This is a genomic window from Nonomuraea sp. NPDC047529 (assembly GCF_040642995.1).
In the GTDB taxonomy this organism is placed as follows: domain Bacteria; phylum Actinomycetota; class Actinomycetes; order Streptosporangiales; family Streptosporangiaceae; genus Nonomuraea.
On the sequence record NZ_JBEYTJ010000026.1, the window covers coordinates 88742 to 114644 of the forward strand.

Genomic DNA, 25903 nt, shown 5'->3' on the forward strand with positions numbered 1-25903 from the left:
CCACGGCCGCTCGCCTGGCCCGTTCCTCCTGAGGGCGGCCGGTTCACCTGGCAAGCGGCCCGTTTCACCTGGCAGCGGTCTGTTCCTTCTGGCGGTGGGACGATTGATGTATGACGGGGCGTATTGGGCGAGCTGCGGGGGTGTGCGGGGCGCTGGGGGTGTTGTGGTGGGCCACCGCCCGGCTGACGTGGGCGGGCGTCGGCTGCGCCGACTGGGACTGCCTGGCCCCGGCCCTCGGCCTCCTCCTGGCGATCAGCCTGGTCATGCTGGCCGGGGCCGCGTACGTGCTGGACCGCGTGGACGTGCGGCCCGCGCGGCGGGCGGCCCTGGTGGCCGCCGGGGCGGCGGTGGCGTTCTGGGCCACCGGGAAGCTGCTGCCGTCGTGGCCGTCCACCGCCGCGCACGCCGTGGGCGCCGCGGTCGTCTTCGCCGGGGCGGGAGCCGTCGCGGCGTTCGTGACCGGGCCGGGGGTCGCGCCGCGCTGGCGGGTGCTGATCGCGCTGACCCTGGCCGCCCTGCCGTGCGGCGTGTTCGCCGTGCTCTGGTTCGGCCTCGGCGGCTGACGACTGGGAGTGGTCAGGCGGGGAACACCTGGACGTGGTCGGCGGCGACCCGCAGGTGCACCTCGTCGCCGGGGGACAGGCCGGCGGCGGCCCTGGACGGCAGGTCGGCGAAGATCACCGAAGGGCCCGCCTGGGCGTACACGCGGGTGGTCGCGCCCAGGAACACCGTCACGTCCACGACCGCCCGCGCCCCCGGGCCGTCCTTGGCCAGCTCGACGTCCTCGGGGCGGAACATGCACAGGACACGGGGGGCGGGCGCCTCGACGTCGAACGCGCCGCCCGCGGTGACCCGGCCCTCCACCGCGTCGAGTTCGAGGGTGTTGCGGTTGCCGACGAAGCCGGCGGCGAAACGGGTGGAGGGGGCGGTGTAGATCTCGGCGGGCGGCCCGCACTGCTCGATGTCGCCGGCGTTCATCACCGCGACCCGGTCGGAGATCGCCAGCGCCTCGGCCTGGTCGTGGGTGACGAAGACGGTGGTGATGCCGACCTGGTGCTGGATGCGGCGGACCTCGTCGCGCAGGCGGTGGCGTACCTGGGCGTCCAGGGCGGACAGGGGTTCGTCCAGCAGCAGCACCTCGGGGCGGGGGGACAGCGCGCGGGCCAGGGCGACGCGCTGCTGCTGGCCGCCGGAGAGCTGGTTCGGCAGGCGGTCGCCGAGGTGGTCGAGGCCGACGAGGTCGAGCATCTCGTCCACGCGGGCCCTGACCTCCTCCTTCGGCCGCTTCCTGACGGTCAGGGGAAAGGCGACGTTGCCGCGTACGGTGAGGTTGGGGAACAGCGCGTACGACTGGAAGACCATGCCGATGGGCCGCTTGCGCACCGGCACGCCCGCCATGTCGGCGCCGCCGATCGTCAGCCGCCCGCCGTCGAACCCGGTCAGGCCCGCGATGCAGCGCAGCAGCGTGGTCTTGCCGCAGCCGGACGGCCCGAGCAGGGCCAGCATCTCACCCTGCTCGACGCTGACGCTCACGCCGTTGAGCGCGGTGTGGCCGGCGTAGCGCTTGGTGATGCGGTCGAGTACGACGTGGCTCATGGAGTGGTGCCCTTCTGGACCGGAGCGGTGGCCATGGACGCGCTCACCCGGCCGCGGCCGAGCCAGACGACCAGCGCGGACAGCGCGAACAGCAGGCCGAAGGTGAAGATGGTGACGACGGCCAGCGCGTTGGGGTCGCCGAGCGTCCGGGAGACGAACTGCCTGGCCGACCAGAGCGGCAGCGTCTCGTAGCTGACGCCGGTGAGGATCTTGGCGAGCGCGAACTCGTTCATGGCGGTCGCGATGACCAGCAGCGCGCCGGAGACCACGCCGCCGCGGATCGCCGGGAGGATCACCCTGATCAGGGTGGCGGCCGGCCCGGCGCCGCACGTGGCGGCGGCCTCGCTGAGCCGCACGGCCCCCGCCGCCAGCAGCGAGCTCTCCACCGCCCGGTACATGAACGGGAACGCGATCGCCGCGGTCGCGGCGGCCAGCAGCCAGAACGTGCCGAACAGCTCGGGCGCGACCGACTTGGTGACGAGCTGGAGGCCCGCGCCGACGACCACCCACGGGATGGCGAACGGGATCACCGAGATCGTCTGGACGATCGACCCGATGCGCGGGTTGTGCACGACCGACCAGTACGCGGCCGGCACGACGAGCACGATCTCGATCACCACGACGACCGCCGAGAGCACGAGCGAGCGGCCGAGCGCGGCCATGACGTCCGGCTTGGCGAACACGCCGGTCCAGTGGGCCAGGGTGTAGCCGTCGGGCAGCGGCGTGTCGGTCCAGCGGGTGGCCACGGAGTACAGCAGGGCGGCCAGCAGCGGCAGCCCGAAGTAGACGGCGAGCAGGCCGAGGAAGACGCGGCGTCTCACAGCCACCTCGCAGCGCGCCTCAGCGAAAGCCGGTAGAGCAGGGTCGCCCCGATGGCCAGGATCATCAGCAGCACCGACAGCACGGCGGCGCGGCCGAGGCCGAACACCGAGGACTCCAGCGTGGTGCCGATCTGCAGGGTGATGAGCTTGGTCGCGCTGGGGGAGGAGCCGATGGCGTACGCGACGGCGTAGACGCCGATCGTCCAGGTGAAGACGAGCAGCCAGCCCGCGATCACGAACGGGGAGAGTACGGGCAGGCCGACGTACCGCCAGAACTGCCATCTGGTGGCGTGGCAGACCGCGGCGGCCTCCTGCCAGTCGTCCTTGAGCACGCTCAGCGCGGGCAGGGTGAGCAGCACGAACATCGGGATGTTGAAGTACAGGTAGACGACGTTCATGCCGTTGAAGGAGCCGAGCGAGGGGAACGGGTTGTCCTCGATCCCGAACAGGCCCTTGAGCACGAGCGTCAGCATGCCGGTCGAGCCGATCAGCGCGACGAAGCCGAAGGCCAGGCCGATGCCGGCGAAGTTCGAGGCGACGTTCATCAGCGACAGCCAGAAGGCCCGGCCGCCGAGGCGCATCCGGGTGATGAGCCAGGCGGCGGGCGCGCCGAGCGCGGTGGCCAGCGTGGCCTGGGTCAGGCCGAGCGCGAGCGAGCCGCCGATGGCCTGGCGGTCCACCGGGTTCCCGGCCACCTTGACGATGTGGTCGAAGCCGTAGCTCCCGTCGGGCAGGGCGAAGGTGTCGTGCAGCAGCCGCAGCGCCGGCAGGACCAGCGTGGCCAGGGTGAACAGCAGCAGCGGCAGGGCCGGGCCCCAGGCGGTGAACAGCTTGCCCGGGGCCCTGCGACGGGCGGCCGGTGGAGCCGCCACGGACTCCGTGATGTGGGACGTCACGCGAGGACCTTCGCCTCCCAGTCGGCGACGATCTGCTCCGGATTGACCTTCGTGATCTCGATCTCCTTGACCGGCGCGTACGACTCCTCGGGCAGCCAGTTGGCCTTGGCGTCGGCGGGGAGCTGGAGGTCGCCGTTGAGCGCGCGGATCGGCCGGGCGCCGAACTTGGCGAACAGCGTCTGGGCCTCGTCGGAGAGCACGTAGTCGAGCAGGCCCTTGAGGAAGTCGCCCTTGGCGGTGTTGTACTTGTTGATCATCATCCCGGACGGCGACCAGACCGAGCCGTCGGAGGGGATGACCACGTCCACGTTGACGTTCTTGGCCTTCAGGGCGGCCTTCTGGGCCAGGCCGTTGAAGTCGTAGTTGATCTGGATGGGGGCCTCGCCCTTCTCCAGGGTCTCCTCGCTCATCTTGACGTCGCTGAGGTTGCCGGCGTCCTTGAGCTTCTTGAAGTAGGTGTAGGCGGGGGTCAGGTCGTCCACCGAGCCGCCGTTGGCGACCGCGGCGGCGACGACCATGGCCTGGCCGGTGCCCGACGAGGCCGGGTTCTTGATGGCGATCTGGCCCTTGTACTCGGGCTTGAGCAGGTCCTGCCAGCTCTTGGGCGGGATGCTCACCTTGTCGGTGTTGACGACGAACGCGGGCGCGCCCACGAACGTGGCGACCCAGCCGCCCTTGCCCTTCTGCCAGTCCTTGAGCTTGCCCGCCGACGGCGGCAGGTACGCCGGCACCACGCCCTTGGCCTCGGCCACCGGCCCCCACATCAGGCCGATGTCGCTGGCCGTGCCGATCGGGTTGTCCTTCTCGGCGTCGAACTTGACGATCTCCTCCGAGGAGGACATGTCGGTGTCCTTGTGGGCGCAGGCGCCCTGGTACTTGGCGCAGAACGTCTTGACGACCTCGCCGTAGTTGGCCCAGTCGGGGGCCAGGCCGTAGGTCGGCAGGTCCTTGCCCTGGGCGGCGATCTTGCCGGTGTCCGGGGCGGCGGACCAGTCGTATTCACCGGCGCCGGCCGAACTGCCGCACGCGGTGAGGGCGAAAAGGGATGAGGCGGCAATTACCGCCCATGTGCGATGCTTCATATGGACCCTCGGTTAATTCCCGGTAAATTCGACAAGTGCCGTGAGCAGGTCTTTTCCCCGGCATGTCTAGTGCAGCGGAACGGTCCGGCCAACGTGTGATTTGCCTATCGCCGCTATAGGCAGACTCATATAACGGCTGCCTATCGGGGGCATCGGTCTAATCCCCCTTGTCCGGAACATCCCTGGCCATGAGGCTTTGCCCTACTAGAAGTTGACCGGAAAGGAACCCGATGGCGACGATCCCGAGTCGCTACCTGCTCAACCACATCGGCGGCGAATGGCGTGCCCCCGAGAGCGGGCAGACCCGGCCGAACATCAACCCCGGCGACCTCTCCGACCACATCGGGGACTTCGCCGAGTCCGGTGGCGCGGACGTCGAGCTGGCCGTGGAGGCCGCCGCCGCGGCGATGCCGGAGTGGAAGGGGCTCGGGCCGATCAAGCGCGCCGAGTTCCTGCGCGCCGCCGAACGCCTGATCGAGGAGCGGGCCGAGGACTTCGCCCAGGCGATCACCCGCGAGCAGGGCAAGCTGATCAAGGAGGCGCGCGGCGAGGTCAGGCGGGCCCTGGCCATCCTCGACTTCACCGCGGGCGAGGGGCGCAGGCTGAAGGGCGAGACGCTGCCCGCCGAGGAGCCGCGCACGTTCTCCTACACCTTCCGAGCGCCGATCGGCGTGGTCGGCCTGGTGACGCCGTGGAACTTCCCCCTCGCCATCCCCATGTGGAAGGTCGCGCCCGCGCTGCTGGCCGGGTGCGCGGCGGTGCTCAAGCCGTCGCCGTTCACGCCGCTGACCTCCGCGCTGCTGGTGGAGGCGTTCGTGGACGCGGGCGTGCCCGCCGGGGTGCTCAACCTCGTGCAGGGCGACATCGCGGCGGGCGAGGCGCTGGTGACGCACCCGCGCGTGGCCGGGATCAGCTTCACCGGCTCGCTGCCCGTGGGCCTGGCCATCCACCAGGCCGGGGCGCCCCGGCTGCTGCGCACGCAGCTCGAACTGGGCGGCAAGAACGCGGTCCTGGTGCTCGCGGACGCGGACCTGGACAAGGCGGTCAAGGCCACCGTGTTCGGCGCGTTCGGGCAGTCGGGACAGCGGTGCAGCGCCACGTCCAGGGTGATCGTCGACCGTTCCGTCAAGGAGGAGTTCCTGTCGCGGCTGGTCGCCGAGGTGGCCGGGCTCAAGGTGGGCCCCGGCCTGTCGGACGAGGCCACGATCGGCCCGGTCGTGAACGAGGCCCGCATGCGCGCCTGCCTGGACGCGGTCAAGGCCGCGCAGGAGTCCGGCGCCAAGGTCGCCATCGGCGGCGAGCGGCACACCGAGGGCGTGCCCGAGGGCTGCTACGTGCAGCCGACCGTGCTGCGCGACGTGCCCTGGGACAGCGAGATCGCCCAGGAGGAGATCTTCGGCCCGGTGTTGTCCGTGGTGGACTGCGACGGCTTCGACGACGCCATGCGCATCTCCAACTCGGTCCGGTACGGCATGAGCGGCACGATCTTCACTCAGGACCCGGCGACCATCTTCGAGGCCCTGGACCGCTTCGAGGCGGGCATGCTGCACGTCAACCGGCCCGGCGTCGGCGCGTACGCGCACCTGCCCCACATGGGCGCCAAGTTGTCGCAGTTCGGCCCGCCCGAGTGCTCGCCGCAGGTCTGGGACTTCTACACCGAGTGGCGGTCGGCGTGCATAAGTTACTGACGGCGGCCGAGGCCGTCGCCCGGCACGTCCCCGCCGGGGCCGTCGTCGGGATGGGCGGCCAGAACATCAACCGCTGCCCGATGGCGCTGGTGCACGAGGTGATCAGGCAGGGGATCGGCGGGCTGACCGTGGTCGGCTGCAACCTGTCGCTGCCGCTCGACATGCTGGTCGCGGCGGGCCTGGTGGTCCGCACCGAGCAGGGCACCGGCAACCTGGAGCGCTACGGCACGCTGTTCGCCTGGCGCCGGGCCGTCGAGCGCGGCGAGGTCGGCGTCGGCGACCATTCGCACCTGGCGATGGCCACCCGCTTCGCGGCGGGGGCCATCGGGGTGCCCTTCCTGCCGACGCGCAGCCTGCTCGGCACCGACCTGCTCGCCGACCTGGTGTCGGAGGGCGTGGCGGTGGAGTCGGCCGATCCGTGGACGGGGCAGCCGGTGGTGCTGCTGCGGGCGATGACGCCGGACGTGGCGATCATCCACGCGAACCGCGCCGACCTATCCGGAAATGTCGTGATCGAGGGGGTTACCTCCCATGAGGTGGACATGGTCCGGGCGGCCCGCGCCACGATCGTGTCGGCCGAGGAGGTGCTGCCCGCCGGGGCGTTCGCCGACCGGCCCGAGCGGGTCACGATCCCGGAGGCGTACGTGACCGCGGTCGTCCACCAGCCCTTCGGCGCCTTCCCGACCTCCGTCTACCGCGAGTACGACTTCGCCGAGCCGGAGATCAAGGAGTACCAGGCGCTGGGCCGGGCCGGGGACGCCGAGCTGCGCGAGTGGATCGGGGCCAACCTGGGCGCGTCCTTCGACGATCATCTCCAGGCCCGCGACCCGGCGGGCACGCTCCGGGACGGGCTGACCGAGCAGATGAGGAGGCTGGTGTGAGCGCGTCCGGGGAGTGGGCCGCCCTGCCGAGGGAGCTGCTGGTCGTCGAGGGCGCCCGGCAGATCCGCGACGGCGACCTGGTGATCGTCGGCACCGGCCTGCCGCTGCTGGCCGCCACGCTCGCCCAGCGCACCCACGCGCCGGAGGCCAAGCTCGTCATCGAGTCGGGGGTGATGTTCCCGAAGGTCGTGCCGACGCCGGTGTCCGTGGTCGATCCGCGGCTGATGCACGGCGCCGCGCGGCACGGGTCGTTGTTCGAGGCACTGGGCGGGCTGGTCCAGCGCGGGCTGGTCCGTACGGGCTTCCTCGGCGGGGCCCAGGTGGACGAGTACGCCAACATCAACTCCACCTGGGTCCCGAGACCGGACGGCTCGCGGGTGCGCCTGCCCGGCAGCGGCGGGGCCAACGACATCGCCAGCCACTGCCGGCAGGTGGTGATCCTGACCGACCACGAGAGGCGGCGCTTCCCCGCCCGCTGCGACTACGTCACCAGCCCGGGGTTCCTGGGCGGGCCGGGGGAGCGGGCCAAGGCCGGGCTCGGGCCGTTGCGCGTCAAGGTCGTCACCGACCTGTGCGTGATGGAGGCCGAGGACTCGGCGCTGACCGTGACGGCCCTCATGCCGGGGGCGAGTGTTGCGGACGTACTAGAAAACACCGGCTTTACCCCGAAATTTCGGGATTCGTTGGAAATTGTGGTGCCGCCGGACCCCGAGGACCTCTGCCTGCTGCGCGAGGAGATCGACCCGGCGTGCGTGTACTTCCCTGAAAGGAAAGCCCGTTGACCGACAAGAAGCCGTTCGCCTGGGAGACGGCGATCGCCTGGAAGAACAAGGACCGGATCGTCGTGCGCGGGTACGACGTGAACGAGCTGACCGGCAACATCTCCTTCGCCGAGCACTTCCACCTGGTGCTGCGCGGCGAGCTGCCGACCCCCGAGGTGGGCCGGATGACCGAGGCGATCCTGGTGAACATGGCCGAGCACGCCATGTCGCCGTCCTCGGCCACCGTGCGCTTCGCCACCTCCGGCGGCGCCGAGCTGAACGCGGCCGTCGCGGCGGGCGTCGCCGGCATCGGCCGCCTGCACGGCACCGCCGACCGGCCCGCCGAGCTGTTCCTCGCGGTCGGGCAGCGGGCCGAGCGCGACGGGCTGAGCGACCAGGAGGCCGCCGCCAAGGTCGTGGCCGAGATGCGCGAACGCCGCGAGCGCATGCCCGGGTTCCACCACGCCCAGCACATCCGCGACCCGCGTACCGCCCGCCTGCTGGAGCTGTCGGACGAACTGGGCGTCACCGGCCGGTACGTCCGCATCGCCCGCGCGATGGAGGACGCCACCGAGGACGTCTTCGGCCGCCGGATCTGGATCAACGGCCCCGGCTCGATGGGCTGCGTCGGCCTCGACATGGGGTACGAGCCGTTGCAGCTCAAGGCCATGTTCATCGTGTGCAGGTCGTTGTCGTTGTGCGCGCACTCGATCGAGGAGATGACCAGGGAGAAGGGCTGGCGGGCCTCCACCAACTCCGACATGGTCCAGCCGCTGGACCTGTCGATGCAGGGCCCGGACCACTACGACGGCCCGGCCGACCGCGCCCTGGCCTGACCACCGGCCGGATCACCGGCCGGACCGCCGCCGGCACCTCCGCGCCGACCCTTGACACCCGTGTTCTCCAGGTTCAAGGTGGTGTTCCGTATACGGAACAAGCGTGGAGGTGCAGTCATGCGGCCCAACTCCCGGTTCGCGCAGGTGCAGCCGTTCGACATCGACAAGGTGGCGTCCGCCGCCGGGGCCGACCCCGACGTCCTGCGCCTGGAGAACCTGGACACCGACGTCCCGCCGCCGCCGGTCGCGGTGGCCGCGACCAGGCGGTCCCTGGAGGAGAGGACGGGCAACAGCTGGCTGCCGTTCACCGGCCTGCCGGTGTTGTGCCAGGCGGTCGCCGCCGAGCTGCGGGCGCGTACCGGGGTCGACTACGACCCGTTGCGGCAGGTGTGCATCACCTCGGGCGGCACGTCGGCGGTGATGCCGGTGCTGCTGGCCACGACCGAGCCGGGCGAGCCCGTGGTGCTCACCGACCCCACCTACGCCGGGCTGCTCCAGCGGGTGCGGCTGTCGGGCGCGCGTCCGCACCTGGTGCCGCTGCGGGTGGAGGGCGGCCGCTGGCGGCTGGACCGCGAGGCGCTCGGCCGGGTGCCCGCGGCGGCGGCGCTGCTGCTGATGAGCCCGTCGATGCCGTCGGGCGTGGTGTTCGACCGGGAGGACTGGGAGGCGGTCGCGCGGGTCTGCGAGCGTACGGGCGCGTACCTGATCTACGACGCCGCCATGGAGCGCATCGTCTTCGACGGCCACCCGCGCGTCAACCCGTGCCAGGTGGACGGCCTGGCCGAGCGCACGATCATCATCGGGTCCATGTCGAAGGAGTACCGGATGATCGGCTGGCGGATCGGCTGGGTCGCCGGCCCGGCCGACATCATGTCCCGGATCATGGTCGCGACCATCTACAACACCACCGTGGCCAGCGGCTACCACCAGTACGGCGCCGCCGCCGCGCTCACCGACCCGGCCGGCGCGGGGGTGGCGGAGGCGGCGGCCGAGTACCAGGCCCGCCACGACACCGTGGTCGCGCAGCTCGACGGGCTGCCGGTGGTCCGGGCGGGCGGCGGCTGGTCCGTCCTGGTGGACGCCGAGGCCATGGGGCTGACCGCCGCCGACCTGTCGGCCCGCCTGCTGGAACGCGGGCGCGTCGCGGCCACCCCCATGACGGCCTGGGGCGAGAGCGTCGCCCCCCGGTACGTCCGCCTCGTCTACAGCGCCGAGCCGGTCGGGCGCCTGTCGGACCTGCGGGCCCGCTTCGAGGCGGCGCTCGGCTGACGGGACTGACCGGGACTCAGCGGGCCAGGCGGTCGCGCAGGAAGCCCTCGAACGTGCGCAGGCCGGGGTGGCGGGCGCGGAGGGCGGCGACGTCGGCCTGGTAGCCGCCTTCCAGGAACCACTCGTACATGCGCTCCCCGCCGGTCGGGGTCTGCTCGAACCGGGTGGGGGTGCCGGTGACGCGCTGGTAGATCTCGGCGAGCTCCGGGCCGGTGAGTTCGTCGCCCGCCAGCTCCAGCGCCCGGCCGGCGTACTCGTCGGGATGCTCGAACGCCTCCGCGGCGAAGTGGCCGATGTCCTCGGGCGCGACGAGCTGCATGCGCCGGAACGGCAGCGCGATGACCCGCTCCTCCCCGGCGGGCTCGGCGTAGTACAGCAGGTTCGTCATGAAGAACACCGGCCGCAGGACGGTGACCCGCAGGCCCAGCTCCGCGAGGTGCCGCTCGATCGCCCACTTGCTCGCGAAGTGCTCGATGCCGGTGTCGCGCTCGGCGCCGCCGACCGAGCTGTAGACCAGGTGGGCCAGGCCCAGCCCGGCGGCCAGGTCGGCGACCGCGACGCCCTGGCGCACCTCGCGGGCCAGCTCCTCCTCGGTCAGGGCGAGGGCCTGCACGCTGAACACGCCGTGCACGCCCGTCATGGCGGCCCGCAGGGAGGCGGGGTCGTCCAGGTCGCCCTTCGCCAGGGTGGCGCCGAGCGCGGACAGGGCGCGGGCGGCGGGCGAGGCCGGGTCCCTGACCAGGGCGCGGACCGTCCAGCCGCGGTCCAGGAGCGTCCGGGCCACCGCGCCGCCCTGGTTGCCGGTGGCGCCGGTGACCAGGATCGTCCTGGCACGGGCGGGCAGCAGCAGCGACTTCCCGGTGACCTTGCGGGCCTCGACGGCGGCGTGCGCCTCGGCCGCCGACTCCAGGGGCAGCACGTTGCCGACCGTGGGACGCAGGCGGCCGGCGGCGGCCAGCTCCAGGGCCTCGCGGGCCAGCTCACGCGGGTCGGCCGAGGGCCAGGCCACTGCGGTCACGCGGGGGTCGGGGGTGGTCATCGGGCCGCCGGCCATGCCGTACGCGCTGAGCCGCCCGCCGTCCTTCAACAGCGCCTGCGCCTGGGCGCCGACCTCGCCGCCCACGCCGTCGAAGACGACGTCCAGGCCGCCGGTCGCGGCGCGTACCTCGTCGGCCCAGCCCGGGACGGTGTAGTCGACCGTCAGCTCGGCCCCGAGGCGCGCGGCCAGGTCGCGCTTGGCGGCACTGCTCGCCGCGCCCACCACGCGTGCCCCCGCGGCGCGCGCGAGCTGCACCAGCAGGCTGCCCACCCCGCCTCCGGCGGCCTCCACCAGCACCCATTCGCCGGGCCGCGGCGCGGCGGCGAGGGTCAGCCCCACGGCGGTGCGCCCGTCGGCCAGCAGCGCCACGGCGTCCAGCGCCGACAGGCCCGGGGGCAGCGGGATCAGGTCGTCGGCGGCGGCCACCGCCAGCTCGGCGTAGCCGCCCCGGCCGCCGAGCGTGGTGACCACCCGCGTTCCCACCAGCGCCGCGTCCACGCCTTCGCCCACCGCCAGGACGGTGCCCGCCACCCCGTTCCCCAGGATCGCGGGCAGCTCGGCCCGTCGCGGCCCCCGATCGGCGCGCACCTGCGTCTCCACGAACGTGATGCCCGCGACCGCCACCTCGACCAGCACCTGCCCCGGCCCCGCGACGGGATCGGGCACCTCCTCCACGACCAGCGACCCGGGACCACCGAACCGCCGCAGCACCACCGCACGCATGACAATCCTCCTTAGTCGGAGCGCTGCGCTCCGACTAAGTACGGTATATCGGAGCGCTCCGCTCCGCAATATCCTGTACGGCATGGCAGGACGCGGCAGACAGGCCGAGGCGGCGCGGAACGATCTGCGCCTGCTCCAGGCGGCCCACGAGGTGTTCACGACACAGGGGTTCGACGCGCCGGTGTCGGCCATCGCCAAGCAGGCGGGCGTGGGCATGGGCAGCCTCTACCGCCGCTACCGCACGAAGGAGGAGCTGCTCCAGCGGTTGTGCCTGATCGCCATGGAACGCGTGGTCGACGCCCTGGAGTCGGCCCTGGCCGAACCCGACCCGTGGACCGGGCTGGAGGCGTACGTGCGGGCCTGCGTGGAGGGCCGCTCCGGCGCGCTGGCCCCGGTGGCGGGCACGATCGAGGTCACCGACGAGATGTGGCGCACCTCCCGGCGGGCCACCGAGCTGGCCGACGAGCTCGTCACGAAGGCCCGCGAGGCCGGCGCGCTCAGACCCGACGTCACCACGCTCGACGTCTCGCTGCTCATCGAGCAGTTCAGCAGGCCGGCCCCCGGCCCGCCCGGCGAGGAGCACCAGCGGGTCAAACAGCGCCTGCTGGCCGTCACGCTCGACGGCCTGCGCGCCCCCGGCACGACCCCGCTGCCCGGTGATCCGCCGAGCACGGAGTGGTACGAAGGGCGCTGGCGGACCGCCCCGTAGGTCTACGGTGGGACGGTGGCCTTCAATGACCTGCTGAAAGACCTCGACCACAGCGCCGGAGCGCAGGCCGCGGGCATCAGACGCGGCTACGGCGGCCCGCCCGCCCGGACGATGAGCGTGCGCTCGGGCCCGGCCCGGCTGCGCTGCGCCTCGCTGCTCAAGCCCCTCTACGCCTGGGTGGCCGCCGACCACATCGACGACGCCGAGCGCTGGCGCCGCCACGCCGAGCCCGCCGTGGTCCTCTCCTCCAACGCCGACACGCTGAGCCTGTGGTTGTCCATCGGCCCGCGCGTCCTGCTGGAGGACCTCTACCGGCGCACCGGCGTGCGGTGGGCCCAGCCGGGCGGCGACCCGTCGCGCTTCGGCTCGGTGGAGGTGTCGGCCGACGAGGTCGCCGCCGCCTACACCGTGTTCGCGCAGGCCGCGGCGGCGGGCGACCCGGTGGCGGCCACCGTCCTGGAGTGGATGCGGCAGGTGGCGGGGGAGCAGACGTTCGGCGCCCGCGAGGCGCTCGGCTCGCCCGACGCCGGGATCAAGTGCGGCTGGTACGGCGCCCCCGACGAGACCTGCCTGCGCACCCACGCCGTCGCCGTCCTGCCTCGCGGCGGCACCCGGGCGACCGTGGTCGTGGCGATGACCGCGCTGCCCTACACCGGTGAGCGCGACCGCGAGGCGTACCACGCCCGCATCGCCCAGGGGTTTCCGGTCGAGTCCGTGCACGAGGGCCTGGCCGGGTCGCTGCTGCGCGGTCTCATGTCCACCACGCTGGCCGAGCTGGGCCACCGGCCCCGCTAGAGTCGGGGATCATGCGGATCACGGTGCTCGGCGGATGCGGGGCCTGGCCGGCGGCAGGCCAGGCGTGCAGCGGCTACCTCGTCGAGCACGATGGGTTCCGCGTGCTCGTCGACCCCGGCTACGCCACGCTGCCGCGGCTGCTCGAAAGCACGCCGGCCGAGCGGGTCGACGCCGTCCTGGTCAGCCACGGCCATCCCGACCACTGCTCCGACCTCAACCCGCTGCTGCGCGCCCGCGCCCTGGGCGACGCGCCGCCGGCCGCGCTGCCCGTGCACGCGCCGCCCGGCGCGCTCGACGCCGTGCTGGCGCTCGACCGGCGCGGCATGCTGGCCGGCAGCTTCGAGCTGCACGACCTGGAGCCGGGCACGCCGCGCGAGATCGGCCCGTTCCGGCTCGACGCCTTCTCGCTGCCGCACCACGTGCCCAACGCCGGGCTGCGGCTGAGCGCGGGCGGCCGGGCGATCGCCTACACGGGCGACACCGGGCCGTCCGCGGACCTCGTCACGCTGGCCGCCGACGCCGACCTGCTGGTGGCCGAGGCCACCTACCCCGAGCGGGTGCCCGACGAGGACGCGCCCTACCTGTCCAGCGCCCTCGACGCGGGCCGCACCGCCGCCGCGGCCGGGGCCGCCCGGCTGCTGCTCACCCACCTGTGGCCGGGCACCCGGCCCGAGCCGGCGCTCGACGCGGCGGCCAGGTCCTACGCGGGCGACCTCGCGGTGGCCACGGCGGGCCTCACGATCGAGGTGTGACGCACCGGGCTCAGCGTGGCGGGGGCGTGCGCAGGGCGGTCACCACGGCGGCGAGCTCCGGCGGCTCGACGCCGTACGGCATCTCCTCGGCCCACGTGTGACCGCGGTAGACGCCGAGCTCCTCCTCGGTGAGCGCGGCGGGGGTCACCCGCGGGCGCGCCTCGTCGAAGGTGGCCAGGAAGAACGGCTCGGTCTTCACGTAGCGCACGCCCAGCCAGGTGAAGTCGCGCTCGACGTCCACCGAGTGATCGCGCACCGCCGACCCGGGCAGCCCGGTCTCCTCGGCCAGTTCGCGCCTGGCGGCCTCCAGCGGCGTCTCGCCCGGGTCGAGGCCGCCGCCCGGCGGCTCCCAGACGTCCCTGCCGCTGATCGGGTCGTACCAGTGCATGAGCAGGACGCGTCCGTCGCGGTCGAGGCAGACGACGCGGGCGGCAGGACGTTGGCTACTGCCCATTTGGGCCCCCTTTTTCCTCTATGGCGACCATCGGAAAGACGCTATTCACGCACCCGCCTGACGCTGGAGATCCTTCAGCCGGATCATCCCAGCACTCAGCGAGGAGTACGTCCATGCAACGATGGCGCATCCTGCCCGCTCTCGTGGCCGCGGCCGTGTCGGTCCCCGCCCCCGCCGCCCTGGCCGATCCCGTGGCCGATCCCGTGGCCGATCCCGCACCAGCCCCAGAGGGCAAGGTCCTCAACGGCGCGACCACCCTGGCCGCGCCCGTGCCCGTCCCCGACGTCCCGAACGGCATCAGCGCCGACAAGGTCCTGGTCATCGGCCTGGACGGGTTACGCCACGACCGCATCGCCCCCGCCGACGCCCCGAACCTCGACGCCCTGATCAGCGGCGGCACGTTCGGCACCAGCCTGCTCTACACCAGCCCGATGGCCGCCACCTCCAGCGGCCCCGGCTGGTCCACGATCGCCACCGGCGTCTGGCCCGACCTGCACGGCGTGAAGGACAACACCTTCGCCGGCAAGCACTACGACCAGTACCCCGACTTCCTGACCAGGCTGGAGAACACGAACGCCGCCTACTCCACCTACGCCGCGCTCGACTGGAAGCCGCTCGCCGACCAGGGCACGTTCGGCCCCCGGATCGACGCCAGAGTGGCCCTGGACGGCGACGCCGACGGCTACCCGGCCGAGGACGAGCGCGTCACCCAGGTCAGCGAGACCGTCCTGCGCACCAGGAATCCGGACGCCTCCTTCGTCTACCTGGGCGCGATCGACATCGCCGGGCACGGCAGCGGCGCCGGCTCGGCCGCCTACCTGACCGCGATCCACGACGCCGACGCCCGGATCGGCCGGCTGCTGGCCGCGGTCAGGGCCAGGCCGTCGTACGCGAGCGAGCGCTGGACCGTGGTCGTGGCCACCGACCATGGTCACACGGACGCGGGCGGGCACGGCGGGTCCTCGATCGAGGAGCGCCGCACGTTCGTCCTGGCCTCCGGGCCCGGCCTCGCCGCCGGGGCGCGGCCGGCCGACACGCGCCTGGTGGACGTGACGGCCGCGGTCTTCACCGGGCTGCGGCTGGCCGTGCCGGGCGGGATCGACGGCAGGCGCGTCGACACCAGGACCGGCGACCCGTTCGAGGGCGTGACGCTGTCCGGCAGGACCGACGAGACCGGCATCCCGGCCGGCGTGCTCGGCTACTCGCACACGCCGCCCTCGGGCTGGTCGGCGGACGCGTCCAGGATGCCGTCCGGGGGCGTCCAGGAGTGGCGCGGCTGGGCGTTCACCACGGACGAGTTCTGGTCGCGGGCGGCCCGTGACCAGCAGCGGGAGCTGAACGTCCGGTCCAGGGGCGTCTTCGCGGTGGCCGACTCCGACGAATGGGACGACAAGTCCCACGGGACCGGGACGTTCGACTCGACGCTCGTCTCGCCCGCCTACACCGTGACCGGCCGCGCGTCCGTCACCCTCGCCTACGCCACCCACTACCGGGTGGACGGCGCCCAGAAGGCGCAGGTGCTCGTCTCGTTCGACGGCGGCGCGGACACGCTGGTGAAGAACTACACGGCCGACGCGATCGCCAGGAACGAGTCGCTCAGGGTGACCGTGCCGGCCGGGGTTACGTCGATGAGGGTCAAGTTCCACTACTTCGACGCGACCAACAACTGGTACTGGGCGGTGGACGACCTGCGCGTCTCCTGACCGTGCGGCCGGGTGCGGCCGGGAGCCTCGTCCTGGGACGGGGCTCCCGGTCAGGGGTTGCGGGCGGCGATGGAGGCGTTGAGCGCTGTCGCGAAGGCCGTCCAGCCGACGTAGGGCAGCAGGGCCAGCCCGGCGCGGCGGTCGGCGCGCAGGAAGCGGCGCAGGAGCACCAGGTTGGCCGCGTCGAGCGCCACGATGTCGGCCAGGGCCAGGCGGGGGGAGCGGGCGCCGAAGAACAGCGGCGTCCAGGCGGCGTTGAGCGCGAGGTTGGCGCCCAGCGCGCGGGTCAGGCCCGCCCGGTCGTCGCCCGAGGTCAGCGCGCGGGCGCCGGCGTAGGCGATCAGGCCGTAGATCGGGGTCCAGACCAGGCCGAACGCCCGCGTGGGCGGCTGCCAGCGCGGCTTGCGCAGCCGGCGGTACCAGGCCGAGCCGGAGGAGGTGGCCAGGCTGCCGAGCGTGGCCGTGACGGTGACCGCGGCCGTGGTGGCGAGGAGGTTACGGGCGAACGGGCGCATCTGCATGGGCCTGCCCCTACCCGCCAGTGCCGCCGCATGCCCTAGGCGCCCTCGGGTTCCTCGACCACGAGGGTGAGCAGGCCGGGGAAACGTTCGTCGAACTCCTCGCGGCGCAGCCGGTTGAGCCGGCGGGCGCCCTCGTCGCGCTGCTCCAGCAGGCCGACCTGGCGCAGCACCCCGAAGTGGTGGCTGAGCGTGGACTTGGCCACCCGCAGGTGGGCGAACGTGCCGCAGGCGCGGGCCCAGTCGGGCTCACCGGCCAGCTCGCGGACGATGCGGCGGCGGACCGGGTCGCCGAGCGCGTCGAGGGCGGCCTGCAACGACACCTCGGCGGGAGAGGCGTGGGTCAGGCCGCGCGTCCTGTTCGATGCCGGTCGAACATTGGTGTAGTGTTCCATCTCGATCGAACATCCTAGTCGAGGGAGCGGTCATGGAGACCGGGCACTTCGGAGTGTGGCACCCGCTGATCGGCAAGGCCCCCGCCGAGCAGGCGCGGCGGGCGGCGGCCGAGATCGAGCGGCTGGGCTACGGCTCCGTGTGGATCAACGAGGGCCGGCAGAGCAAGGAGCCGCTCACCACGGCGGCCGTCCTGCTGGCCGCCACCACCCGCGTCGCGGTCGCGACCGGCATCGCCAGCATCTGGGGCCGCGACGCGACGGGCATGACGGCGGGCACGAAGACGCTGGCCGACGCCTTTCCGGGCCGCTTCCTGCTGGGCATCGGGGTCAGCCACGGCCCGCTGGTCGGCAGCCGCGGCCACGCCTACGACAAGCCGCTGAGCGCGATGCGCGCCTACCTCGACGGCATGGACGCCGCCGAGGAGGGCCTGCCCGAGGCGCGCGCCCCCCGGCTGCTGGCGGCGCTGCGTCCCCGGATGCTGGAGCTGTCCCGAGACCGGGCCGACGGCGCCCACACCTACTTCGTGCCGCCCGAGCACACCGAGCAGGCCCGCCGCGTCCTCGGCGCCGACAGGCTGCTGGTGCCCGAGCAGGCCGTGGTGCTGGAGGCCGACCCGGTCAGGGCCCGCGAGATCGCCCGCGCCCACCTGGCCTACTACCTGACCCTGCCCAACTACCTGGGCAACCTGCGCGCCCTCGGCTTCACCGACGACGACTTCGCGGGCGGCGGCAGCGACCGGCTGGCCGACGCCATCGTGGCCTGGGGCGACGAGGAGCGGGTCGCCGCGCGGCTGCGGGCCCACCTCGACGCGGGGGCCGACCACGTGGCCGTCCAGCCGCTCTCGCCGGGCGCCCCCGACCTCGACGACGCCCTGAAGCAGCTCCAGCGCCTGGCGCCGGCCCTCGGCCTCTGATCGAGGGGCGGGCCCCGGCGGGTCGGTTTGACTTAGAGCGCACTTCAATTCGTAACGTCGGTCCCATGACAACGCCTCAGCACAAGATCGGTTCGGGTTTCGGCGCCAGAAGCACGGCGGACGAGGTGCTCCAGGGCATCGACCTCACCGGCAGGATCGCGCTGGTCACCGGCGGCTACTCCGGCCTGGGCCTGCAGACCACGCGCGCGCTCAGCAGGGCCGGGGCCCATGTCATCGTCCCGGCCCGGCGTCCCGGTGCGGCCGAGGAGGCCCTGGCCGGCATCGACCGCGTCGAGGTGGGCGAGCTCGACCTCGGCGACCTCGACAGCGTGCGCCGCTTCGCCGACGGGTTCCTGGCGACCGGCCGCGACCTGCACCTCGTGATCAACAACGCGGGCATCATGGCCTGCCCCGAGACGCGGGTCGGCCCCGGCTGGGAGGCCCAGTTCGCCACCAACCACCTCGGCCACTACGCCCTGGTCAACCGCCTGTGGCCGGCCGTCGAGCGCGGCGGCGGCCGGGTCGTGGCCGTCTCCTCCGCCGGCCACCGGCGCTCCGGCATGCGCTGGGACGACGTGATGTTCGAGCACGGCTACGACAAGTGGCAGGCGTACGGCCAGGCGAAGACGGCCAACGTGCTGTTCGCCGTGCACCTCGACGCCCTGGCCAAGGACGCGGGGGTGCGCGCGTTCGCGGTGCATCCCGGCGGCATCCTCACCCCGCTCCAGCGCCACCTGACCAGGCAGGAGATGGTCGAGGCCGGCTGGATCGACGAGCAGGGCAACCAGCTCAACACCAGCTTCAAGACGCCGGAGCAGGGCGCGGCCACCCAGGTGTGGGCGGCCACCTCGCCGCAGCTCGACGACATGGGCGGCGTCTACTGCGAAGACTGCGAGATCGCCGAGCAGGCCGGTGCAGCCGGGGGCGGCGTCCACTCCTACGCGACCGACCCCGAGCAGGCCGCGCGCCTGTGGCGGCTGTCGGCCGAGCTGACCGGTGTCGACGCCTTCGCCGCGCGGTCCTGAGGGGCGGCGGCGTCGCGCGGTACTGAGAGGCGGGGTCTCACCGGGCTGACGGTCAGCGTTTCATGGCGCCGTCGGCGATGGCGTCCGCGGCGTCGCCGATGGCCATGCCCACGATCTCCAGGCGGCGTACCAGTTCGCGCTGCTTGAGGGCGTCCGAGGTGACCTCGGCCGAGAAGATCCGGGAGATCTCGTACTGGTACATGCGCCGGATCGCGCCGCCGGCCTTCTTGGCCTCCAGGGCGTCCTGCACCACCGCCGAGGGCCGCGAGGCCAGGCCGCGTACGGCGCTCTCCAGGGCGTCGATGCCCACGATGACCTGGTCGAGCAGCGGCGTGAAACGGATCTGGTCGGGCACCCGGTACAGGTGCGACTCGCGCACGAAGTCCCGCAGCGAGTCCAGCACGTCGTCGATCGAGCGTGACAGGCGGAACAGGTCCTCGGGGTCGATGGGCGTGACCAGCGCCGTCTTGAGCTCCTCGACCAGGCGGGCGCGCTCCTCGTCGCCGAGGTGCTCGATGGCGCGCATCTGCTCGTGCGCGCCGGTCCTGCCGACCTCGCCGCCGATCATGGCCATCGCCAGCCAGGCGCCCTGCTTGGTGGCCTTGAGCTGGCCGAGCAGGGCCCCGCTGAGCGCGCCGTCCATGCGGCCGGTCATGAGGTCCCGGATCCGGCGCCATCGCTTCACCACGTCCCCCTCAGCCCCTTCAGGACGAACGCCGCGGTCGCGGCCAAGAGCCCGCTCAGCGGGAGCGTCAGCAGCCAGGCCACGACGATCTTGACGGCGGCGTACCAGCGGACCCGGCCGCCGCCCTGCGCGACCCCCGCGCCGACCAGCCCGCCGGCCACGGCCTGGGTCATGCTCACGGGCATACCCACGGCGGCGCAGGCGATCACCGCGGTGCCCGCGGCCAGTTCGGCGGCGACGCCGTGCGCGGGACGGGAGACGATGATCTCGCGGCTCAGCGTGCGGCCCGCCCTGGGCAGCCCGTACAGCGCGCCGAGCCCGAACAACATCGCCACCAGCGAGGTGCAGGCCAGGGGCGCGCCCTGGAAACCGAGTGCGATCATGAAGACGGCCAGCATCTTCTGCCCGTCGTTGGCCGCGTAGGCGAGCGTCTGGAGCAGGAACCCGGCCCAGTGCCAGCGGGCCAGGCCGGGCGCGTCGGTCACCCGTACGAGCAGCCGGATGAGCAGCCACGACAGCAGCGCCCCCGCGAACGGCGCGGCCAGCCCGAAGGCCAGCACGAGCGCCACCGAGCCGCCCGACACCGGCAGCCCCCACCCCAGCCCCGCCCCGGTGAGCCCGCCCACCACGGCCAGCGTGAGGCTGGTCGGCCGCCCCTTGGCGCTGAGCGTGAACACCACGGCCAGTGAGCAGAGCACGGCGACGGTCATCGCGGCCTGACCGCCGGGGGCGTGGAAGGCCGCCAGCCGGTTCACGAACGTCAGCGCCACCCGGTGCGTGATCAACGGGATCACCGTGACGAGCAGCACCAGCGTCAGGATGCCGACGGCCGGCCGGATCACCGGCAGCTTGAGCCCGGTCGCCAGCAGCGCCCCGCCGTCGTTGATCCCGGACACGACGGCGAACAGCCCCGCGACCCCGATCAGTACGACGGTCTCCAACGGCACGTGCTCCATCCCAGTCGGCGCTGTTCAGCACGGACAAGCCCGTTTCCCTTATGGCCCCCATAGGGGAAAGGCGGCTGTCCCATGCGGCGCCACCCCGGATAGCGTCCGTAATGCCCGATAACTACCCAAGATCGAGTGGATTGATGGACGAAGAACTCATTCTGTTGAATCCCGGGCCCGCATGTACGTCGAAGCGGGTCAAGGACGCCCTGCTTCGCGGCGACCTCTGCCACCGCGAGCCCGAGTTCACGGAGTTGCTGTTCAGGATCCGTGAGGCCCTGCCCCGGTGCCTGAACCTCGGCGGCACGCACGAGGCGCTGCTGGTCACCGGGTCGGGAACCGCGGCCATGGAGATGGCGGTCATCAGCTCCGTCCGCGCGGGACGTGGCGTGCTCGTCGTGAACAACGGCGTCTACGGCGACCGGATGATCAAGATCGCGAAGGCGCACGGCATCCCGTTCCACGAGGTCAGGAGCGACTGGACGGTCCCGGCCGACCCCGAGGCCGTCCGGGCGGCGCTGGCCGGGCGCGACGACGTGGACGCCGTGGTCTGCGTGCACCACGAGACCACGACCGGCCTGATCAACCCGATCAAGGAGATCGGCGAGGTCGTGGCCGAGCACGGCGCCCTGTTCGTGATCGACGCGATCAGCGGCACCGCGATCGAGGACCAGGACCTGGCCGAGGTCAAGGCCGACGTCGTCTGCGGCACCGCCAACAAGGGCCTGCACGGGCTGCCCGGCATGTCGTTCATCCTGTGCAGCGAGGCGGCGATCGAGCGGATCCAGGAGGCGCCCGCGCGCAGCCTGTACCTCAACGCCGCCAGCTACCTGGCCGGCCAGCGCAAGGGCGACGTGCCGTTCACCCCGGCCGTGCAGGTCTGCTACTCCCTCGACGAGGCGATCAAGGAGTACGAGGAGGCGGGCGGGTTCGCGGCGCGCACCCGGCTGTACCGCGAGCGGGCCGACCTGGTCCGCGGCCAGTTCACCCGTCTGGGCCTAAAAATCCTCGTTGATGAACAATTCAGGTCAAACACCGTAACAATGCTTCATCTCCCCGAAAACGTAACTTATGCGGCGCTTCATGATGAGCTCAAAAAGCGCGGTTACGTTATCTACGCCGGTCAGGGGCAACTTTCGGCGGACTTCTTCAGGATCTGCACGATGGGCGAGATCCCCTGGCACCGGCTGGAACAGCTCGAGGACGCGCTCCGAGAGTCGATCGAGGCAGCTAGGGGTTAACGACGACATGCAGCTCAACCTGCACCGGCTCTGGATCTTCATGACGGTCGTGGAGTGCGGCGGCTTCTCGGCCGCGGCGCAGAAGCTCTACCTCAGCCAACCGTCCGTGTCACACCAGGTCAGGCAGCTTGAGCAGTCGCTGCGCGCCACGCTGATCGACCGCAGCGGCGCCCGCATCAGGCTCACCCCCGAGGGCGAGGTGATGCTGGAGTACGCCAGGCGCGTGTTCCTGCTGGCCGACGAGGCCGTGGCCGCGATCCGGCAGGTCTCCGGGCTGCAGACCGGCAAGCTGGTCGCGGGAGGCACCACCACCGTCGGCACGTACCTCCTGCCGCCGTTGCTGGCGGCCTTCCGCGACCGTCACCCGGGCATCGAGATCGGCATCCAGGTCGGCAACGGCCAGCGAGTCGAACGCGGGCTCGTGGACGGCGAGATCGGCGTCGCGGTGCTGGCCGGCGAGCCCGGCGCGGCGCAGCTCGTCAGCGAGCCCATCCTGGAGGACCGGCTCGTCGTCATCACCCGGCCGGGCCACCGGCTGGCCAGCAGGGGCCGAGCCGAGCCCGCCGACCTGACCGGCGAGTTCTTCCTCATCCGCGAGCCCGGCTCCTCCACCCGCGAGCTGCAGGAACAGGCGCTGGAGACGTGGGGGCTCGAAGAGGCCGGCCGCAGCGAGATCTGGGGCCCCGAGACGATCAAACAGGCGGTCGCCGCCGGGCTCGGCGTCTCGCTGGTGTCCGAGCACTGCGTCGAGCAGGAGCTCGCCGACGGGCGGCTGGCGGCCCTCGAAGTGCTGCCCGCGCCCAAGCCCCGCCCCATCGTGCTGGCCCACCGCCGCGACCGGCTGCTGGGGCCCGCCGAACAGGCGTTCATCGCCATGTTGCGCAACGTCCGCAGCTGGCCGGGGATCAACCGCTTGAGGAGCATCTCGTGACATCCCTGCCCTCCCGGGCACAGGTCGTGATCATCGGTGGCGGCATCGCCGGTTGCAGCGTGGCCTACCACCTGGCCGAGCTGGGCTGGACCGACGTCGTGCTGCTCGAACAGGGACAACTCTCCTGCGGCACCACCTGGCACGCCGCCGGGCTCGTCGGCCAGCTGCGCAGCACCGAGAGCATGACCAGGCTGATCAAGTACAGCACCGACCTGTACGCCCGCCTGGAGGCCGAGACCGGCTTCGGCACCGGCTGGAAGCAGTGCGGGAGCGTCAGCGTGGCCCGCACCCCCGAGCGCATGACCCAGCTCAGGCGCACCGCGTCCGCCGCCCGCAACTACGGCATCCAGGCCGAGGTCATCACCCCGCGCGAGGCCGGCGAGCTGTGGCCGGTCATGCGCACCGACGACCTGGTGGGCGGCGTCTGGCTGCCCGGCGACGGCAAGGCCAACCCCTCCGACCTCACCCAGGCGCTCGCCCGGGGCGCCCAGCGGCGCGGCGTGCTGGTGATGGAACGCGTCCGCGTCACCGGCGTCACCGTACGGGACGGCGTCGTGCGCGGCGTGGACACCACCGAGGGCCACATCGAGACCGAGGTGCTGGTCAACTGCGCCGGCCAGTGGGCCAAGGAACTCGGCCGGATGGCCGGCGCCACCGTCCCGCTGCACTCGGCCGAGCACTACTACGTGGTGACCGAGCCGATCCCCGGCGTACGCCCCGACCTGCCCGTGCTGCGCGACCCCGACGGGTACGCCTACCTCAAGGAGGAGGTCGGCGGCCTGGTCGTGGGCGGCTTCGAGCCGGACGCCAAACCGTGGGGCATGGACGGCATCCCCCACCCCTTCGAGTTCCAGCTCCTGCAGGAGGACTGGGACCAGTTCGCGATCATCATGGAGAACGCGATCCAGCGCGTCCCGGCGTTGGAGAGCACCGGGATCAGGATGTTCTACAACGGGCCGGAGAGCTTCACGCCCGACAACATGTTCCTGCTGGGCGAGACGCCCGAGGTGCGCGGCCTGTTCGTCGGCGCCGGGTTCAACTCGGCCGGCATCGCCTCGGCGGGCGGCGCCGGCCGCGCGCTGGCCGAGTGGATCGTGAACGGCGAGCCGACCGGCGACCTGTGGCCCGCCGACATCCGGCGCTTCGCCCGCTGGGCCGGCAACGACACCTGGCTGCGCGACCGGGTCACCGAGACGCTGGGGCTGCACTACGCGATGTCCTGGCCGGACAAGGAGCTGGAGACGGCCCGGCCGCTGCGCCGCTCGCCGGTCCACCACCTGCTGGCCGAGGCCGGGGCGCGCTTCGGGTCGAAGATGGGCTGGGAGCGGGTCAACTACTTCGGGCCCGCCACGCCGTCCACGTTCGGGCGGCCGGGATGGCAGCCGTACGTGGACGCCGAAGTGGCGGCGTGCCGGAACGCGGCGGCGCTGTTCGACCAGACGTCCTTCTCCAAGTTCGTCCTCAAGGGCCCCGAGGCCATGGAGGCGCTGCAGTGGCTCTGCGCCGCCGACGTGGACGTCGAGCTCGGCCGGGTCGTCTACACCGGCCTGCTCAACGACCGGGGCGGCTACGAGTCGGACCTGACGGTGACCCGCGTGGCCCGCGACGAGTACCTGGTCGTGACCGGCTCGGCCCAGACCACGAGGGACTTCGACCACATCTCCAAGGGCCTCGGCGACCGGCGGGCGGTCCTGGTGGACGTCACCGGCGCGTACGCCGTCTTCGGTGTGATGGGCCCGTCGTCCAGGAGGATCCTGCAGTCGGTGTCGAAGTCGGACTTCTCGGCCTTCGACTTCGGCACGTCCCGGCTGGTCGACCTCGGTCACGCCACCGTGCGCGCCACCCGCGTCACGTACGTGGGCGAGCTGGGCTGGGAGCTGTACGTGCCCGCCGAGTTCGCCGTCACCGTCCACGAGACGCTCATGGGCACCGGCGAGCTGACCCAGGCCGGTTACTACGCCATCGAGGCCATGCGCATCGAGAAGGGCTACCGCGCCTGGGGCCGCGAGCTGGGCCCGGAGATCACCCCCGCCGCCGCCGGACTGCGTTTCACCTGCAAGAAGAGCGGCTACCGGGGAGCGCGGCACGCCCTGGGGTCGCCGTCGCGCAGGGTAGTCTCGATCGTGCTGGACGACCCCGCCGCACACCTGTGGGGCGGCGAGTCCCTGCTGTCCGACGGCGTCCCGGTGGGCTACGTCACCTCGGCGGCCCACAGCCCCACGCTCGGCAGGTCCGTGGCGCTGGGCTTCGTCACCGAGGTCTCGCCGGAAGGCGGCGTCACGCTGGAGAAGGTGGAGGTCGAGGTGGCCGGCGACCTGTACTCTGCCCAGATCAGCCTCAAGGCGCCCTACGATCCCACGTCCGCGAGAGTGAAGTCATGAGCAGCCACGCCGAGTACATCCTGACCCTGTCCTGCCCCGACCGCCCCGGCGTGGTGGCCGCCGTCTCCGGCCTCCTGGCCGGGCACGGGTGCAACATCATCGAGAGCCAGCAGTTCGGCGACCGGGTCGCCCAGCGCTTCTTCATGCGCGTGCAGTTCTCCGCCCCCCTCGGCGAGGACGAGCTGGGCGCCGCCTTCGCCGCCCTCGCCCCCGACTTCGCCATGGAGTTCAAGCTGCGCGACGTGGCCAGGAAGCCGCGCGTGCTGATCATGGTCAGCCGGTTCGACCACTGCCTCAACGACCTGCTCTACCGGGTCAGGTCGAAGACGCTCGACATCGAGATCGTCGCGGTCGCCTCCAACCACCCCGATCTGCGCCCGCTCACCCAGTCGTACGGCATCGACTACCACCACCTGCCGATCACCCCCGAGACCAAGCCCAGGCAGGAGGCCGAAGTGCTGGCGCTGGTCGAGCACTACCAGGTCGACCTGGTGGTGCTGGCCCGCTACATGCAGGTGCTGTCGGAGGACCTGTGCGAGAAGCTGGCCGGGCGGGCGATCAACATCCACCACTCGTTCCTGCCGTCGTTCAAGGGCGCCAAGCCCTACCACCAGGCCCACAACCGCGGCGTCAAGCTCATCGGCGCGACGGCCCACTACGTGACCTCCGACCTCGACGAGGGGCCGATCATCGAGCAGGAGGTCGCCCGGGTCAACCACAGCCACTCGCCCGAAGACCTCGTGCGCATCGGCCGCGACGTGGAGTGCGTGGCGCTGGCCCGCGCGGTCCGGTGGCACGCCGAGCAGCGCGTCCTGCTCGACGGCCACAAGACCGTCGTCTTCCCTCGCTGACCTCTTCCGA

The 25903-nt window shown here is 72.4% G+C and carries 26 protein-coding genes; 16 read left to right on the forward strand and 10 right to left on the reverse strand.

Annotated elements, in window-relative coordinates; all coding sequences use genetic code 11:
- Positions 1 to 110: 110 nt before the first annotated feature.
- A complete protein-coding gene (locus ABZ815_RS33600) occupies positions 111 to 563 on the forward strand; it encodes a hypothetical protein (protein WP_357705147.1) in 453 nt (150 codons plus the stop codon).
- A 13-nt stretch (positions 564 to 576) separates the two neighbouring features.
- Here ABZ815_RS33600 and ABZ815_RS33605 read toward each other — a convergent pair whose 3' ends face one another.
- From ABZ815_RS33605 to ABZ815_RS33620, 4 genes are read right to left on the reverse strand one after another with little or no spacing between them, the layout of a single operon-like run.
- Positions 577 to 1596: an ABC transporter ATP-binding protein gene (locus tag ABZ815_RS33605; protein WP_357705149.1), complete on the reverse strand. Its 1020-nt coding sequence runs from the start codon at positions 1594 to 1596 to the stop codon at positions 577 to 579.
- Positions 1593 to 2417, reverse strand: a complete 825-nt coding sequence (locus ABZ815_RS33610; RefSeq protein WP_357705151.1) for an ABC transporter permease subunit — start codon at positions 2415 to 2417, stop codon at positions 1593 to 1595. The genes ABZ815_RS33605 and ABZ815_RS33610 overlap by 4 nt, the downstream gene beginning before the upstream one ends.
- Positions 2414 to 3313 (reverse strand): ABC transporter permease subunit, encoded by a 900-nt coding sequence (locus ABZ815_RS33615; protein ID WP_357705153.1) that lies wholly within the window; start codon positions 3311 to 3313, stop codon positions 2414 to 2416. Before ABZ815_RS33615 ends, ABZ815_RS33610 begins: the two co-directional genes overlap by 4 nt.
- Positions 3310 to 4395 (reverse strand): extracellular solute-binding protein, encoded by a 1086-nt coding sequence (locus ABZ815_RS33620; protein WP_357705155.1) that lies wholly within the window; start codon positions 4393 to 4395, stop codon positions 3310 to 3312. Before ABZ815_RS33620 ends, ABZ815_RS33615 begins: the two co-directional genes overlap by 4 nt.
- A 230-nt stretch (positions 4396 to 4625) precedes the next feature.
- On the opposite strand from ABZ815_RS33620, the gene ABZ815_RS33625 reads away from it, so the two are divergent.
- The 5 genes from ABZ815_RS33625 to ABZ815_RS33645 all read left to right on the forward strand — a co-directional run bounded on the left by ABZ815_RS33625 (position 4626) and on the right by ABZ815_RS33645 (position 9830).
- Positions 4626 to 6083, forward strand: a complete 1458-nt coding sequence (locus ABZ815_RS33625; RefSeq protein ID WP_357705157.1) for an aldehyde dehydrogenase family protein — start codon at positions 4626 to 4628, stop codon at positions 6081 to 6083.
- The gene (locus ABZ815_RS33630; protein WP_357705159.1) at positions 6068 to 6964 is read left to right on the forward strand and encodes a CoA-transferase; all 897 of its coding nucleotides are present in this window, start codon (positions 6068 to 6070) and stop codon (positions 6962 to 6964) included. Before ABZ815_RS33625 ends, ABZ815_RS33630 begins: the two co-directional genes overlap by 16 nt.
- The gene (locus tag ABZ815_RS33635) at positions 6961 to 7746 is read left to right on the forward strand and encodes a CoA-transferase (RefSeq protein ID WP_357705161.1); all 786 of its coding nucleotides are present in this window, start codon (positions 6961 to 6963) and stop codon (positions 7744 to 7746) included. The genes ABZ815_RS33630 and ABZ815_RS33635 overlap by 4 nt, the downstream gene beginning before the upstream one ends.
- Complete coding sequence (locus ABZ815_RS33640; protein WP_357705163.1) at positions 7743 to 8561, forward strand: citrate/2-methylcitrate synthase; 819 nt, start codon at positions 7743 to 7745, stop codon at positions 8559 to 8561. Before ABZ815_RS33635 ends, ABZ815_RS33640 begins: the two co-directional genes overlap by 4 nt.
- Positions 8562 to 8678: 117 nt before the next feature.
- Positions 8679 to 9830, forward strand: coding sequence for a pyridoxal phosphate-dependent aminotransferase (locus ABZ815_RS33645; RefSeq protein WP_357705165.1), 1152 nt, complete (start codon positions 8679 to 8681; stop codon positions 9828 to 9830).
- 16 nt (positions 9831 to 9846) lie between these two features.
- On the opposite strand, the gene ABZ815_RS33650 is transcribed toward ABZ815_RS33645, so the two are convergent.
- A complete protein-coding gene (locus ABZ815_RS33650) occupies positions 9847 to 11592 on the reverse strand; it encodes an NmrA family NAD(P)-binding protein (protein WP_357705167.1) in 1746 nt (581 codons plus the stop codon).
- A gap of 82 nt (positions 11593 to 11674) precedes the next feature.
- On the opposite strand from ABZ815_RS33650, the gene ABZ815_RS33655 reads away from it, so the two are divergent.
- From ABZ815_RS33655 to ABZ815_RS33665, 3 genes are read left to right on the forward strand one after another with little or no spacing between them, the layout of a single operon-like run.
- The gene (locus ABZ815_RS33655) at positions 11675 to 12301 is read left to right on the forward strand and encodes a helix-turn-helix domain-containing protein (RefSeq protein ID WP_357705170.1); all 627 of its coding nucleotides are present in this window, start codon (positions 11675 to 11677) and stop codon (positions 12299 to 12301) included.
- A 15-nt stretch (positions 12302 to 12316) separates the two neighbouring features.
- A complete protein-coding gene (locus ABZ815_RS33660; RefSeq protein ID WP_357705172.1) occupies positions 12317 to 13096 on the forward strand; it encodes a hypothetical protein in 780 nt (259 codons plus the stop codon).
- 11 nt (positions 13097 to 13107) lie between these two features.
- Positions 13108 to 13848: an MBL fold metallo-hydrolase gene (locus ABZ815_RS33665; protein ID WP_357705174.1), complete on the forward strand. Its 741-nt coding sequence runs from the start codon at positions 13108 to 13110 to the stop codon at positions 13846 to 13848.
- A gap of 10 nt (positions 13849 to 13858) precedes the next feature.
- On the opposite strand, the gene ABZ815_RS33670 is transcribed toward ABZ815_RS33665, so the two are convergent.
- Positions 13859 to 14302: an NUDIX domain-containing protein gene (locus ABZ815_RS33670; protein WP_357705175.1), complete on the reverse strand. Its 444-nt coding sequence runs from the start codon at positions 14300 to 14302 to the stop codon at positions 13859 to 13861.
- A gap of 113 nt (positions 14303 to 14415) precedes the next feature.
- On the opposite strand from ABZ815_RS33670, the gene ABZ815_RS33675 reads away from it, so the two are divergent.
- Entirely contained in the window at positions 14416 to 16005 is a 1590-nt protein-coding gene (locus tag ABZ815_RS33675; RefSeq protein WP_357705179.1) for an alkaline phosphatase family protein, read from the forward strand.
- A gap of 50 nt (positions 16006 to 16055) precedes the next feature.
- Here the strand turns inward: ABZ815_RS33675 and ABZ815_RS33680 are convergent, their stop codons facing one another.
- On the reverse strand, positions 16056 to 16526 hold the full coding sequence (locus ABZ815_RS33680) for a TspO/MBR family protein (RefSeq protein WP_357705180.1): 471 nt from the start codon (positions 16524 to 16526) through the stop codon (positions 16056 to 16058).
- A 35-nt stretch (positions 16527 to 16561) separates the two neighbouring features.
- Complete coding sequence (locus ABZ815_RS33685; protein WP_357705182.1) at positions 16562 to 16918, reverse strand: helix-turn-helix domain-containing protein; 357 nt, start codon at positions 16916 to 16918, stop codon at positions 16562 to 16564.
- A 32-nt stretch (positions 16919 to 16950) separates the two neighbouring features.
- Between ABZ815_RS33685 and ABZ815_RS33690 the strand changes: the two genes are divergently transcribed.
- Both ABZ815_RS33690 and ABZ815_RS33695 read left to right on the forward strand, forming a co-directional pair.
- Complete coding sequence (locus tag ABZ815_RS33690; RefSeq protein ID WP_357705184.1) at positions 16951 to 17832, forward strand: TIGR03620 family F420-dependent LLM class oxidoreductase; 882 nt, start codon at positions 16951 to 16953, stop codon at positions 17830 to 17832.
- A gap of 65 nt (positions 17833 to 17897) precedes the next feature.
- Positions 17898 to 18857 (forward strand): SDR family NAD(P)-dependent oxidoreductase, encoded by a 960-nt coding sequence (locus ABZ815_RS33695; RefSeq protein ID WP_357705186.1) that lies wholly within the window; start codon positions 17898 to 17900, stop codon positions 18855 to 18857.
- 52 nt (positions 18858 to 18909) lie between these two features.
- Here the strand turns inward: ABZ815_RS33695 and ABZ815_RS33700 are convergent, their stop codons facing one another.
- Complete coding sequence (locus ABZ815_RS33700) at positions 18910 to 19542, reverse strand: DUF47 family protein (protein WP_357705188.1); 633 nt, start codon at positions 19540 to 19542, stop codon at positions 18910 to 18912.
- Positions 19539 to 20483, reverse strand: coding sequence for an inorganic phosphate transporter (locus ABZ815_RS33705; RefSeq protein WP_357705190.1), 945 nt, complete (start codon positions 20481 to 20483; stop codon positions 19539 to 19541). Before ABZ815_RS33705 ends, ABZ815_RS33700 begins: the two co-directional genes overlap by 4 nt.
- Positions 20484 to 20632: 149 nt before the next feature.
- On the opposite strand from ABZ815_RS33705, the gene ABZ815_RS33710 reads away from it, so the two are divergent.
- From ABZ815_RS33710 to purU, 4 genes are read left to right on the forward strand one after another with little or no spacing between them, the layout of a single operon-like run.
- The gene (locus ABZ815_RS33710) at positions 20633 to 21730 is read left to right on the forward strand and encodes an aminotransferase class V-fold PLP-dependent enzyme (RefSeq protein WP_357705192.1); all 1098 of its coding nucleotides are present in this window, start codon (positions 20633 to 20635) and stop codon (positions 21728 to 21730) included.
- A 7-nt stretch (positions 21731 to 21737) separates the two neighbouring features.
- Positions 21738 to 22661: a LysR family transcriptional regulator gene (locus ABZ815_RS33715; RefSeq protein ID WP_357705194.1), complete on the forward strand. Its 924-nt coding sequence runs from the start codon at positions 21738 to 21740 to the stop codon at positions 22659 to 22661.
- Entirely contained in the window at positions 22658 to 25042 is a 2385-nt protein-coding gene (locus ABZ815_RS33720) for an FAD-dependent oxidoreductase (protein ID WP_357705195.1), read from the forward strand. The genes ABZ815_RS33715 and ABZ815_RS33720 overlap by 4 nt, the downstream gene beginning before the upstream one ends.
- Positions 25039 to 25893, forward strand: coding sequence for a formyltetrahydrofolate deformylase (purU, locus tag ABZ815_RS33725; RefSeq protein ID WP_357705197.1), 855 nt, complete (start codon positions 25039 to 25041; stop codon positions 25891 to 25893). The genes ABZ815_RS33720 and purU overlap by 4 nt, the downstream gene beginning before the upstream one ends.
- Positions 25894 to 25903 lie beyond the last annotated feature (10 nt).

Bases quoted from the DNA above. Each gene is read 5' to 3' on its own strand.
- ABZ815_RS33655 (WP_357705170.1), top strand. From the start codon at position 11,675: ATGGCAGGACGCGGCAGACAGGCCGAGGCGGCGCGGAACGATCTGCGC.
- ABZ815_RS33675 (WP_357705179.1), top strand. From the start codon at position 14,416: ATGCAACGATGGCGCATCCTGCCCGCTCTCGTGGCCGCGGCCGTGTCG.
- ABZ815_RS33650 (WP_357705167.1), bottom strand. From the start codon at position 11,592: ATGCGTGCGGTGGTGCTGCGGCGGTTCGGTGGTCCCGGGTCGCTGGTC.
- ABZ815_RS33645 (WP_357705165.1), top strand. From the start codon at position 8,679: ATGCGGCCCAACTCCCGGTTCGCGCAGGTGCAGCCGTTCGACATCGAC.
- ABZ815_RS33695 (WP_357705186.1), top strand. From the start codon at position 17,898: ATGACAACGCCTCAGCACAAGATCGGTTCGGGTTTCGGCGCCAGAAGC.
- ABZ815_RS33625 (WP_357705157.1), top strand. From the start codon at position 4,626: ATGGCGACGATCCCGAGTCGCTACCTGCTCAACCACATCGGCGGCGAA.
- ABZ815_RS33600 (WP_357705147.1), top strand. From the start codon at position 111: ATGACGGGGCGTATTGGGCGAGCTGCGGGGGTGTGCGGGGCGCTGGGG.
- ABZ815_RS33680 (WP_357705180.1), bottom strand. From the start codon at position 16,526: ATGCAGATGCGCCCGTTCGCCCGTAACCTCCTCGCCACCACGGCCGCG.
- ABZ815_RS33685 (WP_357705182.1), bottom strand. From the start codon at position 16,918: ATGGAACACTACACCAATGTTCGACCGGCATCGAACAGGACGCGCGGC.
- ABZ815_RS33710 (WP_357705192.1), top strand. From the start codon at position 20,633: ATGGACGAAGAACTCATTCTGTTGAATCCCGGGCCCGCATGTACGTCG.
- ABZ815_RS33715 (WP_357705194.1), top strand. From the start codon at position 21,738: ATGCAGCTCAACCTGCACCGGCTCTGGATCTTCATGACGGTCGTGGAG.
- ABZ815_RS33605 (WP_357705149.1), bottom strand. From the start codon at position 1,596: ATGAGCCACGTCGTACTCGACCGCATCACCAAGCGCTACGCCGGCCAC.
- ABZ815_RS33670 (WP_357705175.1), bottom strand. From the start codon at position 14,302: ATGGGCAGTAGCCAACGTCCTGCCGCCCGCGTCGTCTGCCTCGACCGC.
- ABZ815_RS33620 (WP_357705155.1), bottom strand. From the start codon at position 4,395: ATGAAGCATCGCACATGGGCGGTAATTGCCGCCTCATCCCTTTTCGCC.
- ABZ815_RS33690 (WP_357705184.1), top strand. From the start codon at position 16,951: ATGGAGACCGGGCACTTCGGAGTGTGGCACCCGCTGATCGGCAAGGCC.
- ABZ815_RS33665 (WP_357705174.1), top strand. From the start codon at position 13,108: ATGCGGATCACGGTGCTCGGCGGATGCGGGGCCTGGCCGGCGGCAGGC.
- purU (WP_357705197.1), top strand. From the start codon at position 25,039: ATGAGCAGCCACGCCGAGTACATCCTGACCCTGTCCTGCCCCGACCGC.